At 48.0% G+C, this 16,200-nt stretch carries 17 protein-coding genes; 9 read left to right on the top strand and 8 right to left on the bottom strand.

Features of this window, described 5'->3' with window-relative positions; all coding sequences use genetic code 11:
* Positions 1 to 36 precede the first annotated feature (36 nt).
* Positions 37 to 1,491 (top strand): Gfo/Idh/MocA family protein, encoded by a 1,455-nt coding sequence (locus tag B153_RS0101465; RefSeq protein WP_020594878.1) that lies wholly within the window; start codon positions 37 to 39, stop codon positions 1,489 to 1,491.
* A gap of 86 nt (positions 1,492 to 1,577) precedes the next feature.
* On the opposite strand, the gene B153_RS0101460 is transcribed toward B153_RS0101465, so the two are convergent.
* The gene (locus tag B153_RS0101460; protein ID WP_020594877.1) at positions 1,578 to 2,123 is read right to left on the bottom strand and encodes an RNA polymerase sigma factor; all 546 of its coding nucleotides are present in this window, start codon (positions 2,121 to 2,123) and stop codon (positions 1,578 to 1,580) included.
* Positions 2,124 to 2,365: 242 nt separating this feature from the next.
* Between B153_RS0101460 and B153_RS0101455 the strand changes: the two genes are divergently transcribed.
* The 3 genes from B153_RS0101455 to B153_RS0101445 all read left to right on the top strand — a co-directional run bounded on the left by B153_RS0101455 (position 2,366) and on the right by B153_RS0101445 (position 4,263).
* Complete coding sequence (locus B153_RS0101455; protein WP_020594876.1) at positions 2,366 to 2,671, top strand: (2Fe-2S) ferredoxin domain-containing protein; 306 nt, start codon at positions 2,366 to 2,368, stop codon at positions 2,669 to 2,671.
* A 76-nt stretch (positions 2,672 to 2,747) separates the two neighbouring features.
* Positions 2,748 to 3,440 (top strand): YjjG family noncanonical pyrimidine nucleotidase, encoded by a 693-nt coding sequence (locus B153_RS0101450; protein ID WP_020594875.1) that lies wholly within the window; start codon positions 2,748 to 2,750, stop codon positions 3,438 to 3,440.
* 43 nt (positions 3,441 to 3,483) lie between these two features.
* A complete protein-coding gene (locus B153_RS0101445; RefSeq protein WP_020594874.1) occupies positions 3,484 to 4,263 on the top strand; it encodes a 3-hydroxyacyl-CoA dehydrogenase in 780 nt (259 codons plus the stop codon).
* A gap of 84 nt (positions 4,264 to 4,347) precedes the next feature.
* Here the strand turns inward: B153_RS0101445 and B153_RS0101440 are convergent, their stop codons facing one another.
* The 4 genes from B153_RS0101440 to B153_RS0101425 form a co-directional block, all read right to left on the bottom strand.
* The gene (locus tag B153_RS0101440; RefSeq protein ID WP_083928155.1) at positions 4,348 to 5,643 is read right to left on the bottom strand and encodes an SGNH/GDSL hydrolase family protein; all 1,296 of its coding nucleotides are present in this window, start codon (positions 5,641 to 5,643) and stop codon (positions 4,348 to 4,350) included.
* Between the two features lie 129 nt (positions 5,644 to 5,772).
* Positions 5,773 to 6,717: an FKBP-type peptidyl-prolyl cis-trans isomerase gene (locus B153_RS0101435; RefSeq protein ID WP_020594872.1), complete on the bottom strand. Its 945-nt coding sequence runs from the start codon at positions 6,715 to 6,717 to the stop codon at positions 5,773 to 5,775.
* Positions 6,718 to 6,752: 35 nt separating this feature from the next.
* A complete protein-coding gene (locus tag B153_RS0101430; protein WP_245564812.1) occupies positions 6,753 to 7,640 on the bottom strand; it encodes an FKBP-type peptidyl-prolyl cis-trans isomerase in 888 nt (295 codons plus the stop codon).
* A 121-nt stretch (positions 7,641 to 7,761) separates the two neighbouring features.
* On the bottom strand, positions 7,762 to 8,697 hold the full coding sequence (locus B153_RS0101425) for a fasciclin domain-containing protein (RefSeq protein WP_245564811.1): 936 nt from the start codon (positions 8,695 to 8,697) through the stop codon (positions 7,762 to 7,764).
* A 468-nt stretch (positions 8,698 to 9,165) separates the two neighbouring features.
* Here B153_RS0101425 and B153_RS0101420 point away from each other — a divergent pair, with 468 nt between their 5' ends.
* A complete protein-coding gene (locus B153_RS0101420) occupies positions 9,166 to 9,357 on the top strand; it encodes a cold-shock protein (RefSeq protein WP_020594869.1) in 192 nt (63 codons plus the stop codon).
* 154 nt (positions 9,358 to 9,511) lie between these two features.
* Here B153_RS0101420 and B153_RS37970 read toward each other — a convergent pair whose 3' ends face one another.
* The 3 genes from B153_RS37970 to B153_RS0101405 all read right to left on the bottom strand — a co-directional run bounded on the left by B153_RS37970 (position 9,512) and on the right by B153_RS0101405 (position 10,723).
* Positions 9,512 to 9,682 carry a hypothetical protein gene (locus tag B153_RS37970; RefSeq protein ID WP_020594868.1) on the bottom strand — a complete coding sequence of 57 codons (171 nt, stop codon included), beginning with the start codon at positions 9,680 to 9,682 and terminating at the stop codon, positions 9,512 to 9,514.
* Positions 9,683 to 9,753: 71 nt separating this feature from the next.
* Positions 9,754 to 10,197 (bottom strand): cold-shock protein, encoded by a 444-nt coding sequence (locus B153_RS0101410; RefSeq protein WP_020594867.1) that lies wholly within the window; start codon positions 10,195 to 10,197, stop codon positions 9,754 to 9,756.
* Between the two features lie 208 nt (positions 10,198 to 10,405).
* The gene (locus tag B153_RS0101405) at positions 10,406 to 10,723 is read right to left on the bottom strand and encodes a hypothetical protein (RefSeq protein ID WP_020594866.1); all 318 of its coding nucleotides are present in this window, start codon (positions 10,721 to 10,723) and stop codon (positions 10,406 to 10,408) included.
* A 320-nt stretch (positions 10,724 to 11,043) separates the two neighbouring features.
* Here B153_RS0101405 and B153_RS0101400 point away from each other — a divergent pair, with 320 nt between their 5' ends.
* The 4 genes from B153_RS0101400 to B153_RS0101385 all read left to right on the top strand — a co-directional run bounded on the left by B153_RS0101400 (position 11,044) and on the right by B153_RS0101385 (position 15,954).
* The gene (locus B153_RS0101400; protein WP_020594865.1) at positions 11,044 to 11,781 is read left to right on the top strand and encodes an undecaprenyl pyrophosphate synthase; all 738 of its coding nucleotides are present in this window, start codon (positions 11,044 to 11,046) and stop codon (positions 11,779 to 11,781) included.
* 210 nt (positions 11,782 to 11,991) lie between these two features.
* On the top strand, positions 11,992 to 14,541 hold the full coding sequence (gene bamA, locus B153_RS0101395; protein WP_020594864.1) for an outer membrane protein assembly factor BamA: 2,550 nt from the start codon (positions 11,992 to 11,994) through the stop codon (positions 14,539 to 14,541).
* A 139-nt stretch (positions 14,542 to 14,680) separates the two neighbouring features.
* Positions 14,681 to 15,256, top strand: a complete 576-nt coding sequence (locus B153_RS0101390; RefSeq protein ID WP_020594863.1) for an OmpH/Skp family outer membrane protein — start codon at positions 14,681 to 14,683, stop codon at positions 15,254 to 15,256.
* A 23-nt stretch (positions 15,257 to 15,279) separates the two neighbouring features.
* The gene (locus B153_RS0101385) at positions 15,280 to 15,954 is read left to right on the top strand and encodes an OmpH/Skp family outer membrane protein (protein ID WP_020594862.1); all 675 of its coding nucleotides are present in this window, start codon (positions 15,280 to 15,282) and stop codon (positions 15,952 to 15,954) included.
* The last annotated feature ends 246 nt before the right edge of the window (positions 15,955 to 16,200 follow it).

Here is a 16,200-nt window from a genome sequence, read left to right as displayed (position 1 = left end):
TCGTCTGTCAGCTTTATATAAAAACCTCTCAACTCTATGCAATCCAATAGACGCACGTTTATCAGGACCCTGTCGGCAGCCTCGGCCATCGTCGCAACGGAGGGTATTGCGAAGCCATTCGGTGCCCCTGCCTACATCCCCAATCTGATGAAAATCAGCCCAAACGACAAAATTCGGATTGCCACGATCGGGATGGGTATTCAGGGCAATTTCGATACGCGGGCCGCTTTACGAAACCCAGACATTGAACTGGTTGGCGTCGCTGATTTATACACAGGCCGGCTCGAACACGCCAAAACTGAATATGGGAAGGATAAAACCCTCTTCACAACCCGCGATTACCGGGAGATTCTGGCCCGGCCCGATGTAGATGCCGTACTGATCGTAACGCCCGACCACTGGCACGATCATATTACCATAGCCGCCCTGAAAGCCGGAAAGCATGTGTATTGTGAAAAGCCGATGGTTCAGCATCTGAATGAAGGCAAAGCCGTGATCGACGCCTGGAAAAAGTCGGGCAAAACAATGCAGGTGGGTAGCCAGCGCATCAGCAGTGCTGCGTTTCAGGAAGCCAAACGGCTGGTTGAAGCGGGCGAAATCGGGGCCATCAATTACATCGAATCGAACAGTGATCGGTTTAATGCAATCGGGGCCTGGAACTACTCGATTCCACCCGATGCGTCTCCCCAAACCGTCGACTGGGACCGATTCCTGGGCGATGCCCCCAAGCGGCCGTTCGATGCCACCCGGTTCTTCCGCTGGCGAAATTATAAGGACTATGGCACAGGCGTTGCGGGCGATCTGTTCATCCACCTCATTACCGGGGTTCACTTCGTAACCAACACCCTGGGGCCAACCCGTATTTTTTCGTCGGGCAACCTGGCCTACTGGAAAGACGGGCGTGATGTACCCGATGTCATGTCGTGCATCATGGACTATCCCAAAACCGACCAGCATGAAGCATTCCAGATGGTGCTGCGGGTAAACTTCGCCAATGCAGGTAAAATCAGTAATATGACCCGTATTATTGGCAACGAAGGGCAGATTGAGTTTTCGGAAGATAACCTCATCATGACCAAGAAGAAACTACCCATAGCACCCGGCTATGGTAACTACGATAGCTTCTTCACGTTTACGGAGCCCGTTCAGCAGGAATTTGTCAAGCAATACGACGCCAAATATCCACCCGATACCCGAACCGCTGAGCCCGTAAAAGAAGTGAAGTTTACGGCTCCGAAAGACGACGACGCCCACGCAAAACACTTTGGCAATTTCTTCGAAAACGTTCGTAAAGGCAGTCAGGGTACGGTCGAAGACCCCGTGTTCGGCTTCCGGGCAGCAGCTCCTGTACTGGCCTGCAACGAAAGCTATTTCGAGCAAAAAGTAGTGTATTGGGACCCGGTCACAATGACGCAGAAGAATCCATCTGCTTCGACATCGGGAAAAAAGAAGCCATCCGCTACGGCTTCGTCGAAAGCGAAGAAATCGTAAGGCCATAGAGGCAGATAGCCCATTACGGGCTCATTTAACTAGGGTGAGTAACGTCAGGAAAGGCATCCTGGATTCGCTGCTGAATTCTAGGATGCCTTTTTGCGGCTCTGTACCTGTTGCATAGCCAGTCGTAATTGCTGCCGAACGGTTTCGACAGGTATCCCCAAGGACCGGGCCGCTTCTTCGGGCGTGCAGTTTTTAAATAAAATCATATCCAGCAATTGGTTTTGCTGCGGGTCGAGTGATATGGTAGACTGTGGCCCTGGAGCCGTTGCCTTATTTTCGCCCCAAAGCGGACGAATTACCTGCCCCGTTTTAGTTAGCTGAAGGGCTGGCCTGGATATGGGCGTACGCTCTTTAAGGGCATCCAGAGCGGTGCTTCGGGCAATCTGCAGAAGCCATACAAACAGGGGCTGTTTGGTCGGCTTAAAATAGGGAAGCTCAGAACGTATTCGGCTAAATGTTGTCTCCAGCAGCAGCACAGCCTCTGCTTTGTCCGAAATAATTTTTGTGATTACTCCCAGCAACGCAGCCGCGTACCGATCATAAACGGCTGACAATGTAAGTTGATTATCGGCTTCCGACTGACCCAATAATCCCTGCTTCCGCGGGAGCGTAATAGGGATTTTCATACGTATGTAGGGAAAAATTGTTCATGTTGATTAGAAAATCCTTGGGGCATTACGGCAGAACGGGCAGGTCATCTGAAGTCGTTTTATCAGAATACTATTGGCTCCTAACCTTTTGTTCAGAATTAAGTTTAATTAATTTTTTTTGTGGCAGATCAACCATTCTTTTCTCCCCTTTATCCGAACGACAGTAGGATTGCCAGACGGTTCGTTTGTACCTTTGAACCTGCATTCAATCTGACTTTATGAAATACAAGAAGCACGTTTTCATTTGCAATAACCAGAAGCCAGCCCCCAAGAAGTCGTGTGGCGAAGCCCATGGTAATGAACTAGTCGATGCGTTCAAGGCCGCTCTGGCCGAACGCGGGTTGCTGAAAGAAATGCGGGCTCAGCGAACCGGCTGCCTCGATGCCTGCGCCTTCGGTCCTAGTCTGGTGGTGTATCCTGAAGGGACGTATTATGGCAATGTACAACTTTCCGATGTGGATGAAATTGTTGACAGTCACCTGGTGAACAACCAGCCCGTCGAGCGGTTGAAACTGGAGTTTTAAGGTAGCCATAGCGTTATAATGTGAAGGCAACTGGCAGGCACTTTATAACGCTATACCCATCCAGCTTTATAACTCTATGAAGTACAAGCACCTGTTTTTTGACCTGGATCATACGCTGTGGGATTTTGACCGAAACTCAGCCGAGTGTATCGCTGAGTTGTTCGATACGTTCCGGCTCGCCGATCTGGGTATCGAATCAGCGGCCGAATTCAGCAGGCAATTTATTGCCGTCAACCGAAAACTATGGGCCGACTACGACAAAAACCTGATTGAACACAGCTACATCCGGCAACATCGGTTTCCGATGGTATTTCGGGCATTGGGCATCGATGAGTCGGCTGTTCAGGCCGATCTGAATGCCGAATACCTGAATCTCCTGCCTTACAAACCGCACCTTCTGGAATCGGCCCGCGATATTCTGGACTATCTGAATGGCCGATATGTCATGCACATCATCACCAACGGCTTCGCAGAAATTCAGGCCATCAAGATGAACAGTTCTGCGATTGCCCATTATTTCGTGAACGTAATCACCAGCGAGAAAGCCAACGCCAAAAAGCCCGATCCACGCGTATTCCAGTACGCCATGGAGATTAGTAGCACTACAGCCGCCGAAAGCCTGATGATTGGCGATAACTACGAGGCCGATATTCTGGGCGCTAAAAGCGTAGGGCTCGACACGTTATTTTACAACCCTGAGGGTATTCCTGCCGACGACAAACCTACGTATGAGATTCGCCACTGGAATGAACTTAGGGCTATTTTGTAGAATGTGAAGTTTGTTTTCAAACACCATAAACGAAACCCAACCCATGAACTTAACCAATAAAACGGCCATCGTTTCGGGAGGTGCTTCGGGCTTAGGCGAAGCCACTACGCGCATGCTGACAGCAAACGGAGCTAATGTTGTGATTCTGGACCTGAATGACAGCCGTGGACAGGCGCTGGCCGACGAACTCGGGGCTCAGGTACGTTTCCACCGAACCAATGTTACGGATGAAGCCGACGTACAGGAAGCGATCAATCTGGCTATAGAAACGTTTGGTAGCTTGCACATCAACATCAACTGTGCTGGCGTGGCCGAAGCCCGAAAAACGGTTGGCAAAGTCGATGGTGTCTATGGCGCCCATTCACTGGCCGCTTTCCAGAAAGTAATTTCTATCAATCTGATCGGCACCTTCAATGTTATCCGGCTGGCTGCGTTGGCTATGGAGGCTAATCAGCCGAATGAGGAAGGTGAACGTGGTGTCATTATCAATACCGCTTCTGTGGCGGCCTACGATGGGCAGATCGGTCAGGCAGCTTATTCGGCGTCCAAAGGAGGTATTGTTGGTATGACCTTACCCATTGCCCGCGACCTGGCCCGCTCCGGCATTCGGGTGATGACCATTGCGCCCGGTTTATTCGAAACGCCCCTGCTCGCCAGCCTACCCGAAGAAGCCCGATTATCGCTAGGCCAGCAGGTCCCGTTCCCTTCCCGGCTGGGTCGCCCGAGCGAATACGCTATGTTGGCCAAAAGCATCATCGAAAACCCTATGCTCAACGGCGAAGTGATCCGGCTGGATGGGGCAATTCGTATGGCTCCGAAGTAAGACCCGATCTGACGTTGACTGGAACGCATTGACTTCATATACTGTGGTCAGTGAGGAGATAGACCACGGGAACGAGTTGGCACTTTACAACACCTCCCCAATAATCAGCAATTGCCCAGCGTAGCAATTCTTAGGTGCATATTGAGCTGGATCTGTAATGATCTGATTTCGTTGTTTTAAAATCGCGGCTTTATCCAGCGTTTGTGAATCAACGATGAGTTCGATGGTGTGAATTCCACCGGGAAGAGGGGGAAGCAGAAAGTAGTTGGACCGATAATACGTACAGAAACCGTCGAATCGGGGAAATAAAACGGGCTCCTTTCCATCGATAATCACCCGGTACTGACCACAACCCGGACCCATCACATCATAAATACCAAAATGAGTCCCTCGGAACCGGACCTTCAGTTGTTCGCCAGGATTAGCTGCTTTCAACAGAAAAGTGAAGCGATTGGCGAGTTTCCGGGCTACTGAATCGGTGGCTGGCGTAATCACCTGCCAGCCCGGCGATCGCGTAGCCTGTTCGGCACTCACCATTTGTGCATTTTCCCAATTGTCTGGATACAGTGGCTCTTTAAGCTGGGGTTTTCGCAGGGTAGTTGTTTTGGCCAACACGCCAAACGCCCGAATCAGCGCTTCGGTATATAGCCGATGACCCGTTTGTGGATACGGATGTACATTATCGGCCGAAAAAACCAGCTTACCAGGGTAATCGTCGGGCTTACCGCTAAAAATCAGTTCACCTTTTTCGACCAGTTGTACCACTTCCAGCCCCATATGAATGGATGGAATGTCGTAGTGATCAGCAATGGTTTCCATCACCGAAGCCGACAGGGGAAAATAGCCTTTTGCCAACGTAGGAGCCATTGGTGCCGAAAGCGTATAGACAAAACAAATATCTGTCTGCGGATTGGCTCGCCAGATTTGCCGGACAATCCCCTCCATCGCTACCGCAATTGGCCTGGGCTTTTTACCATTGTCGTTTACGGCAAACTCCACAAAAACCAGGTCAGGGTTGTTAGCCAATACCTGATCTTTGAGTCGAAAAACGCCCAGATCGGACCCTGTACCACCAACACCAGCCGCAATCTGTTCGATTCTGGATTTTGGGTATTGTTGTTGAAACCACTTGAGTGATTGGTCTCGCCACCCTCCGATAGCTTCGGTAATACTACCTCCCAGATACCCAATTTTGACAGGTTGACCGGCTTTTACTGTCTCAAAGAAATTAGGCAGTCCCCCACGTGGTCTGCACTCTTTAGCACTCACCAGCGTATCGGGCTGGGCAGTACTTACCCAAGCCAGGCAAAGAAGCTTGAGCAACAGGGCATAAAAAGAAGCTGTTTTTAGCATAGCGAAGCGATAATCCGTTGATTGCATTCTTCGTAGCTAACCGCTGCCGACGGCCTACTCCGGAATACAATAAATGACTGCCTTATCAAAACCGCTGTAACAAAAAGCGACTTACGGAATCCGCAAGTCGCTCAAAGATTTAGCACAATGCATGGCTTACTGCACAGAAACCAGTTCTATGTCAAACCGCAATGGAGCATAAGGCGGGATTATATAACTGGCCGTACTCGAATTTGTTACGCCCTTGCTGCTGTATCCTAGTTTGGAAGCAAACACAATCGTTGCTTTTTCGCCTACTTTTAGTTTCGATAAGCCTTCCGAGAAACCAGGTATAAATTGAGAAGCGGTCGAAGCGAGTGTACCTGTACCCGTACTATCAAAGGCGGTTCCTAGTTTCAGGTTAGACGTAGCTCGCAGCAATTGGCCTCTGTACTTGATCACCAGCGTTTGCGTCGGGCCTGGCGTTATACCTGTAGGGTTCGACTGGGTTTTAATAAACCGTAATCCGGTCGATGTCACCTCCGTTGGCGTCATTTTCTGGGTGGTCAGGTACTCATCCATCTGCTGATCTTCGGTGCGTACCCGGTTGAGCTTTACATCGAACCGCACGGGCGAGTTGGCCGGAAGATCGGATGTTGACCCATTCCCAAACGCTAAGATCGATGGCATAATCATAACCGCCTGATCACCTTCGTGCATTTTTAGCAGTCCCTCTTCCAGACCAGGCAGCAGCACCCCCTGATATAAATACCGATACAACGGTGTGCTAATGTAGGTTGTATCCAGCAGACGATCTGTAACCGTAACAGCCCCACTCGAATTGCTAGGCCCATACAGGGCATAGAGTCGATAATTGAACTCTATTTCTGTACCGTACGTAGCAGTAACCCCCGTGGAGTTCACTTTCAGTGGGGCGAAGAAAAGGCCTGTACTACTGGTTGTCCCCGTCAATCCTTTAGCGCTTGTATAGGTATTAATGTCAGCTACATTGGCCTGAAAAATAGTATTAGCATCCTGGCTCGGATCGACAACGCTATTCGAGCAGGAAGTCAATCCGCAAACGAGCAGAAGACCTAAAAAAAAGAAAGGTATTGTACGCATGAAAAATTGAATTGATAATCGTTTGAATTCTTACATTACCTGGCCGAAACCACGGTTACGGTGTACAACAACGGGGTATAGGGCGCTACCCGATATAGATAGTTTCCATTGCTGGTGGTTGTCGTTGTCTTAACCCCAACCTCAGCATACCCTCTGGCCGACGGGAAAATAAGTGTAGCCGTTTCGCCCACACGCAATTGGTTTATCCCCTCCGTATAACCGTTTAGATTCTTGACATTAGCTCCGGTTGTATCAAAATCCACCGCTGTTTTCCCGCGAAGTTGCTTCACCAAAGCCGTTGTGGCGATTACGGTATTTCCACTTACGGCCGCTCCTGTCGGATTGGCCGTCGTTCGAATCACGCGCACACCGTTTGTGGTGGTAGTAGTCACCGTCAGGTTATTAGCGGCAATGTACTCGTTAATCTGCTGCTCCTCTGTTCGTGCGCGCACGAGCGTCACATCGTACCGAACGGACGAGTTGGCAGCCACCGTTTTATCGGGCGACCCTACATCCTTAAATGCCAGACTCGCGGGCATCAGCATGGCAGCACTTTCCCCTTCGTGCATTTTCAGAACTCCCTCCTGCAAACCTGCCTTGAGCGAGCCGTTGAAAAAGGGAAAAAAAGTCGAGGTTGTATCATAAGCCGTATCAACAGCCTGCGATACGATAACATTGGTATTGCTGGTACTGCGCGTCAGGACCGATAACGTATATCGTAGTTCAAGCTCTTGGCCAAAAGCCGGAAGCACCGTGGATGAACTCGCTTTTGTGGTTACGAAATACAATCCACTCCCCGTAGCCGAGAACGACAGGGGCTGTGTATCAATATAGCTTTGAATAACTTCCAGATTCGACGTATTTGTAGGGTCCACTGAACTGTCGGAGCAGGAAGCCATCCCAACCAGGGCTAAGAAGCTCAAAATGAGTAACTGAACGTTAGGCATCAACACAATACAATATAAGAACTACGCTAATTGATCCACAAACGTGGCAAAACGTTGGGAAAGAGATTAAAATTTATTGGTATAAAGCGGAAGCCAACTAGGGCAACAGCACCTGATCGATCAAATGAAGGACACCATTATTGGTGAGTACATCGGCTTGCTTCACACTTGACAGGGTCGCGTTCTTTGCCCCTTTCACGGTAATCTGCCCCGCCCCTACCGTCACAATAAGCTTACTGCCACTCAATAATGTATTGTAGGTACCCGACTGAAGCTGATTTGAAAAAACCGCTCCCGGTATCACATGATACAATAGCGTGTTGGTCAGTGTCTGGACATTGGCCGACTCAATCGCCGTTTTTGTGTTGTATACCTTGTCGGCCATAAAAGCAGCATCGATTGGAGCAAATACGGTTACCCCATTGGCGGCTGTTGTACTCGTCAGCATATCGACCAGCGCCGGGCTACTTGTGCTTACACGCTTGAGGGCGGTTGCCAGGTAAGTCAGATTCGGGTTATTCTGGATAGCGGCCAGCATCGTACCCGTAGCCGGAACCAGCACCCGGTCAATGGTATGTATGTACCCATTGGCGACTGTGATGGTCGTCTGGGTTAGTTTGGCACCGTTGATCGACACTGACCCATCGGTCGATTTATTGATGAACGCAATGCCTTTACTAGCCATTTCTACTGAGTTCGCTCCTGAAGGAATAGCACTAATGGCAACCTGGCCATATAGGACGTGATAGAGCACCAGTGCCCGCGCCTGGGCAGGCGTCATAGCCCGAATCGATTCGGCCGTAATGCCTGATGCCTGGAAAGCGGCATCGGTTGGTGCAAACAATGTCATGTTACCATCTTTAAGTGCATCACTGACACCGGCATATGCAACAGCCGCCCGCAACAAGCCAAACTGGCTATCTTCCAACAGCCGATCGGTTATGGTTTGTGGTTCCGCAACGGCCTCCTCACGCTTCTGACAGCCAAATGTAACGAGCAGGAGCACAAGCACCGAAAGACGACTTAGAGACATCAAAAACGAAGTGATCATTACAATGAATGGAAAAAATAGGTTCGTACCCAAACAACGTACCGCCCTACTTTATGTTTTCTGCGGGCACAAAGATACCCAACAAACAGCGAAAGAATGAACGACGAAACAAGTGAATAGTGTATATCAACTTTTTTCACGCTTTTCGTTCAGATTGAGTACTTAAGACGCGTTTACGACAACCAGCCCCCAGCAAGGCACAGGAAGTTTTACCCATATGGACCTGCCAGTAACGGCGGAGCCTGCTTCCGCTCCCGATCCGATTTTCCATACCCTTTGAACCACTTTCAGTAAACCACCATTGTCCTCAATTCTACGATGATACACGGATGTTGGCTGAAGAATATAGAAGAGAATGTCTGACTATCAATAAAATAATATTACGATGTTAAGGCCAATACCTTGGAATTACCATTTATAGTCACGTACTTCGTACTAAATTAGAAAAAAATGCAAACAGGAACTGTAAAATTCTTCAATGAGACCAAAGGGTTTGGCTTCATTAAACCTGATGACGGTAGTGCTGATATTTTTGTTCACGCTTCGGGTGTCATTGATCTTATCCGTGAAAACGACAAAGTAAAATTCAGCGTCGAGCAGGGAAAGAAAGGCTTGAATGCTGTTGATGTCGAGCGAGCTTAATTGTGCGATATACGTATTGAGTCATAAAAAAAGCATCCCTTCAATGGGATGCTTTTTTTATTTTATAGTGACTATAATCAGGGCCATAGGCTACCTAGAGCACCAACGCCGGCAAGTACCCTTTATCTGCACCTATTCGGGTTGATAAACCGACTTATCGACCAAATTGAGGAATCAAATCGACCCGTTTTGTTGCCTGTTCGTCGCTTAAATACAGAATTGTTTTGGGCATACCTTTTACCAGATACGGCTTTTTAGCTGCTTCTGCCTGTTGGCGTGCCACTACCTGCCGCTCTTTAGCCGTTAATTTTGAATATTCTCTCATGATAGTCAGTAACTCGTTAACACCCTGAATTCGCGAAGGCTGTTCATGCTCACGTTGACATAAGCGCTGGCTTATACCTGTTTTTTTACCTGAACAGCACTCGCTCCCTTAGGAGTATTTTTTATTTCGAAAATGACACGATCATTTTCGCTGATTGGTTCGATCAATTCATTCTGGTGAACAAAAACACTTTGCCGACTCTGCGTATCCCGAATGAAACCGTACCCCTTTACGGGATCAAACCGGGTAAGAACTCCCTCCCGACTGCTTTCATTTCTTACCCGATGCTGCTGGCCATTGGTAGCCCCATTCTCTTTCGATTCAGAGGGCTTGTAGATAGGGGGCGTAGACGATAAATTACCATTTTCATCCACGTACGCCAACATCTGGTCCAAACTCTTGCCTTTATTGAGGTTCGCTTTCCGGTCTTCCTTCTTTTCCTGCTTTTGCAGTTTCTTTTTTTGTCTTGCTTTCTCTTTCTCTCGTTTGTTAAATGTTTCTTTGGATGTGCTCATATAGAGAATTTATAGTACTGAATTTTAATGCCGAACTCCACCAAAGCGCAGTCCTGGATGTAGAATGGTTATAAAAACGAGGCAATTTCTTAGAATCCCTAAACAGAAAATGGCTAGCCGAAAACCACTAACCCTCTGTCTTTCAATCAGAAGCACTCACCTACCGTCTGGAATTATACGTTGATCAATCGATCTAAGTCTCTATGCGTCATTCACTATTGAAGGCCGTAGCAAGCTGGACATCTTTACATTGAGCCACCATTGGCGTACCCCAGGTTACCCCTCGGCTATAGGTACAAATCAGGTACTCTTCAGATTGCCTGAAGATTGCCAGCACGATTTCATTATTCTGACAAGAGGCTTCTCCAACCGTATCCGACACCACAGCCCCCTCAAAGAGATAGCTGACCTGATAGAAAAAACCTTGGTTCAATGGGTAGCCATAAGCCCGCAAATTATCGCTTATTCGTTTCAGGATGCGTTGAGCCTGGGCCTCACTAGCCGCAAAGGGGATAAAAAACTGCATGAGTTGATGGCTAAAGGACGTGCTAGACCGTCAACTCAAAGGGAGGAGAAGGAGAAGTAGTCGATAAACAACTATTTTTTTCTAAAGGTATGTAAATTAATCCTAACCTCAACGAATTATTAGTTGACCAAACGCCCTCAGAGCTGCAATAACGATACGGAGAACCACTACTTACTTATTAAAATAAGTTAAGACCCTCTCGCTTGCTTCATCTCTATTCTTTTGATCTAATAGAATTTAGTAACTTTGCAGACTAGGCAGTCGAATATAGGCGATCTAAAGGCATATATCTTAATTCTTGTTAAAACGCCCCACTTGGGATGAAGGAACATATTAACCCGAGCAATCTGCCCCAGCACATAGCCGTTATCATGGATGGAAATGGACGCTGGGCAAAACGACAGGGAGCAGCCCGGGTATTTGGTCATCGCAGTGCCATCAAGGCCGTGCGTGAAGTTACGGAAGGATGCGCCGAACTGGGCGTGAAATACCTTACCCTCTACGCGTTTTCAACCGAAAACTGGAATCGTCCGAAATTCGAAGTAGACGCGCTCATGACGCTCCTGGTCCATACCATTCGGGATGAGATAAAAACACTGATGAACAATAATGTTCGGCTGGCAACCATCGGAAATACCGACAGTCTGCCATCCGACTGCCGACGAGAACTGGCTGAAGCCATCCGTGAAACAAGCCAGAATACCGGTTTAACCCTCATTCTGGCCCTGAGCTACAGCGGTCGTTGGGAAATCGTGGAAGCCGCAAAAAAACTGGCTGAAGATGTTCGGGATGGCAAGCTGACGCCTGACCAGATTGATGAGACGGCCTTTAGTCAACAGTTGACCACGGGGGGTATACCCGACCCGGAACTGATGATCCGAACCAGTGGCGAGATGCGCATCAGTAACTTTATGCTTTGGCAACTGGCGTACGCAGAACTATACATGCCCGATGTACTCTGGCCCGACTTTCGGAAAGTTCATCTGTACGAAGCAATTGTCAACTACCAGCAACGTGAGCGCCGGTTTGGCAAAATCAGTGAGCAACTTGTCAAATAAGGACTATACGAAATACAGGTTGGAGCAGAGAGATAAGCGTCTGTCTATTCCAACGCTTACGATAAAAACGGAATCTAAACAACTGATCGAAAACGAGGTAGCAATTGGCTAAGCCTACATTCTACCCTCTCGTCTGGTCAGTAGATCATTAATATAAATACCAACTTGGAACACCGTATAAAAGTTATATTAGGAGCCGTTTGTCTGCTCATGAGCTTATTACCCGCTCAGCTAAGGGCTCAGGTACGCGTAGGTGTAGGTCGCGATACACCGCCTGCATCCACTGAAAGTAACGATCTGCTCAATTACGCCAGCCCCAAAGAGTACGAAATTGTTGGTTTGACCGTAACAGGTACCCGCTATCTCGACCCTAACTCGCTGGTATCGCTGGCAGGCTTAAAAATGGGCGACAAAATACGAATTCCGGGCGAAGCGGTTGGTTCATCGGTACGTAAGCTGATGGAGTCAGGCTTGCTCGACAATGTAGAGTTGTTCGCTACCAACGTCAACGGCGAAAAAATCTCGCTTATGTTCCGCGTTCAGGAACGGCCCCGTCTTTACCGGGTCAATTTCATTGGTGTTAAAAAAGGGGAACAGGATAACCTGAAAGACAAAATCAAGCTCAATCTGGGCAAGATTGTAACGAACACCATTACAAAAAATACCCAACTGGCCGTCCGTAAATACTTCGTCGACAAGGGGTATCTGAACACGAAAGTCAAAATCACAACCATTCCCGATAGCACGCGCAACAACGCGACCATGCGGGTATCGGTCGATAAAGGTCAGAAAATCAAAATTGCAAAAATCAATTTCGAAGGGATCGATGAAGTCGACGAAGATGCTGTCCGAATGAAGATGAAAAGTACCAAAGAAATGCGTTTCGGACGACTCTTCTCGCCATCGAAGTTCATTCCCAAAAAGTACGAAGAGGATAAGCAAAAACTGCTCGAATACTATAACAAGCTCGGCTACCGCGATGCTGCCATCGAGCACGATACCGTCATCAATAACGGAGGCCGGACCATCAGCATCAACATGAAGCTGAATGAAGGCCATCAGTATTATTATCGTAAAATTGATTTTTCGGGCAACTACCTCTATACCGCCGATCAGCTTCGGCAGGTACTGGGTATCACGAAAGGCGATATCTATAACCCGGAAGACCTGGAGAAACGCCTGAACGGAAACCCAGGGCAGGATTTGAGTTCGCAGTACATGGATCTGGGGTATCTGTATTACAATGCCCAACCCATCGAACGGGCGATCGAAGGGGACTCTATCGACCTTGAAATCCGGATTTTCGAAGGGAAGCAGGCGACAATCAACAAAGTTATTCTGAACGGAAATACTAAAACCAGTGATCACGTGGTAATGCGTACCATCCGGACGCTGCCCGGCCAGAAATTCTCAAAAACCGCCCTGATTCGTACACAGCGTGAGCTGGCCACACTGGGCTATTTTGACCCCGAAAAAATTGGTATTAACCCTGTTCCACAGAGCGACGGAACGGTAGATATTGAGTACTCGGTTGAAGAAAAGCCTTCCGATCAGATCGAATTGTCGGGTGGCTGGGGTGGTTACGTTGGTTTCGTCGGAACCCTGGGTCTGACGTTCAACAACTTCTCGGCCCGTAATATTCCGAACTTCAGTGCCTGGAAACCCCTGCCTGCGGGTGATGGTCAACGGGTCCAGTTACGCTTCCAGGCCAATGGTAGCCAGTATCAGGTGTACTCCCTGTCGTTTACCGAACCCTGGTTAGGCGGGCGCAAACCAAACGCTTTTTCAGTAAGTGCCAGCCACACGGTGTACCGGACGTTCTACGACCCGCTCAACCCGTACAGTATCTATCAAAGTTTGCAGGGCCGCACCCCAACGGGTTCGTATACCAACACAGCCATTACGATTGGCCTGGGTCGTCAGTTGAAAATTCCGGATGATTACTTCTCGCTGACCAATTCCCTTTCGTATCAACGATATGACCTGAACAACCTTGACCTATTCTATATTGGTTATAAGGATGGTATTTCAAATAATATTACGTTCAACACAACCTTATCGCGCAATAGCATCGACAATCCGCAGTTCCCACGGAATGGTTCTTCGTTCACACTGAGCGGTTCGTTTACTCCTCCGTATTCAGCCTGGCGCACAACCACTGCGGCAGAGGCACCACGAGATAAATATAAGTTTGTCGAATACCACAAATGGATGTTCGATGCAAGCTGGTTCCAGACAGTATTTGGCAAACTGGTTCTAAATACTCGTGCGCACCTCGGCTTCCTGGGTAGCTATAACAAACGCACATCAATTGGGCCGTTTGAACGCTTCGTATTAGGCGGATCGGGCTTGGCTGGCCAGGGCCAGTTTGCGCTGGCCCAGGACATCATCGGTCTGCGTGGGTACGACGACCGTAGTGTGTACACAGCCGATTACGACCGGGCTGTCGATCAAACTTCTCGTAGTCAGGGCGGTGTCGTGTACAACAAGTTCGTTGCTGAACTTCGCTACCCTGTATCGCTGAACCCATCGGCTACCATTTTTGTGCTGACCTTCCTGGAGGCCGGTAACAACTGGGCTAGTTATAAGCAATACAATCCGTTCGACCTGAAGCGGTCGATGGGCTTTGGGGCTCGTATTTTCATGCCCGCCTTTGGTCTGATTGGGATTGACTACGGCTATGGCTTCGACAAGATTCCGGGCGTTAAAGACAAGGCATCAGGTCAGTTCCACTTTACAATTGGGCAGCAAATCAGATAAGATTTTAGAAGAATCGACGTTAAATGGATTTACGAGTCTGGCTACCGGAGCGGTACGGTTTTTGTAACGGTTTGTTCGCCAATTGCTCATAAATCCATTTGACAATCAACACCTTCCCGCAAAATTTAGCTGGCTCCTGATGAAAAAAGTCCTGTTTTTTGTATTTTTGTATGCTATTGCGTTGAGTATTCCTGCTCAGGCCCAGAAGTTTGGCTACATTGATTCGGAATACATCTTCAGCAAAATGCCTGAATACCAAAAAGCGCTCAGCGAAATCGACAAGTTTGCTGATAAATGGTCAAAGGATATTCAGGACAAATACGTCGACATTGAAAAATTGCAAAAGGCGTATCAGGCCGAAGAAATTCTGCTGACTGAAGATATGAAGCGGGATCGCCAGCGCATCATCAGTGACAAAGAACGGGAGGCTCGTGAATACAACAATAAAGTCTTTGGCTATCAAGGGCTTTTATATGAGAAGAAGAAGGAGTTGATGAAGGCTCCGATGGAGTTGATAAACCGGGCCGTTGAAAAAATATGCCTGCAAAAAAAATTAGATTTCATGTTCGATAAAGCCTCTGATTTTGTTATGCTTTATACGAACCCCCGACACGATTACTCCGATTACGTAATGGAAGAATTGGGGCTGGATACTAAACCAATAGCTACCCCAACTAATCCAACAAACAAAACAACCATAGTAAAACCGAAGTAAGCTAACACAACTAAAAATTCGAAATGAAGAAAAACCTCGTCATGGCGTTTGCTGCTGCTCTACTGATGGGCGGTTTAAACGCACAGGCACAAGCCCCAACAACAACGCCCACTACGACCTCCGCAGCGGGTCCGCTGAAGTTAGGCTATACGAACATCGATTACGTTCTGTCGCAAACACCCGAAGCAAAAGATATTCAAAACCAACTGACCATCCAGCGTACGCAATCAGAAAACGAACTGAAGCGGATGCAGAAAGAGTTGGAAGACAAATACAGCGCCTATGAAAAGGGAGCTGCGCAAATGTCGGATGTGATTCGCAAAGACCGTGAAACGGAATTGCAAAGCCTACAGGCCCGAATTCAGGAGTTTGGCCAGACATCGCAGCAATCGTTGCAGAGTAAGTATCAGCAATTGGTGAACCCGGTTGTTCAGAAAATTCAGAAAGCCATTGATGCGGTTGCTAAAGAAAGTGGCTTCCAGTATGTATTTAATCTGGACGCTGGTGCCAACACCATCCCCATTCTGCTGGTAGCGCCTGAAGAAAACAACATCACCGAACTGGTGCTGAAAAAGTTAGGGATCGATCCTGCTAAAGCTGCCGCAGCCGCTAAGCCTGCTACAACAGGTGGTAGCACAGCTCCGGCCACTAAGCCTGCACCTACTCCCGCAGGCGGTACCGCTCCGAAGAAAAACTAGATTTCTTTATCCTAGAAAAAACGCTTTACCAGGTTGGTAAAGCGTTTTTTTATACCCTCTATTTCAACTATGCGTATATGCTGCAAGTCCAATCCGTAGATTTTCCTGAATAAGCTACCAAACATTGAGACTGGAAATCTTTAAAAAAATCAATTATTTCAAGATAAAAGTAAGTAATTCATAAGAAAAATCTTAAAACTGACGATTATCAGCCGTTAGACGAAATCTTGGTCGTATTTTTGCGTT

Origin of the sequence: Spirosoma panaciterrae DSM 21099 (assembly GCF_000374025.1) — a bacterium.
Classification (GTDB): domain Bacteria; phylum Bacteroidota; class Bacteroidia; order Cytophagales; family Spirosomataceae; genus Spirosoma; species Spirosoma panaciterrae.
This window is presented reverse-complemented; position numbering and strand designations above follow the sequence as displayed.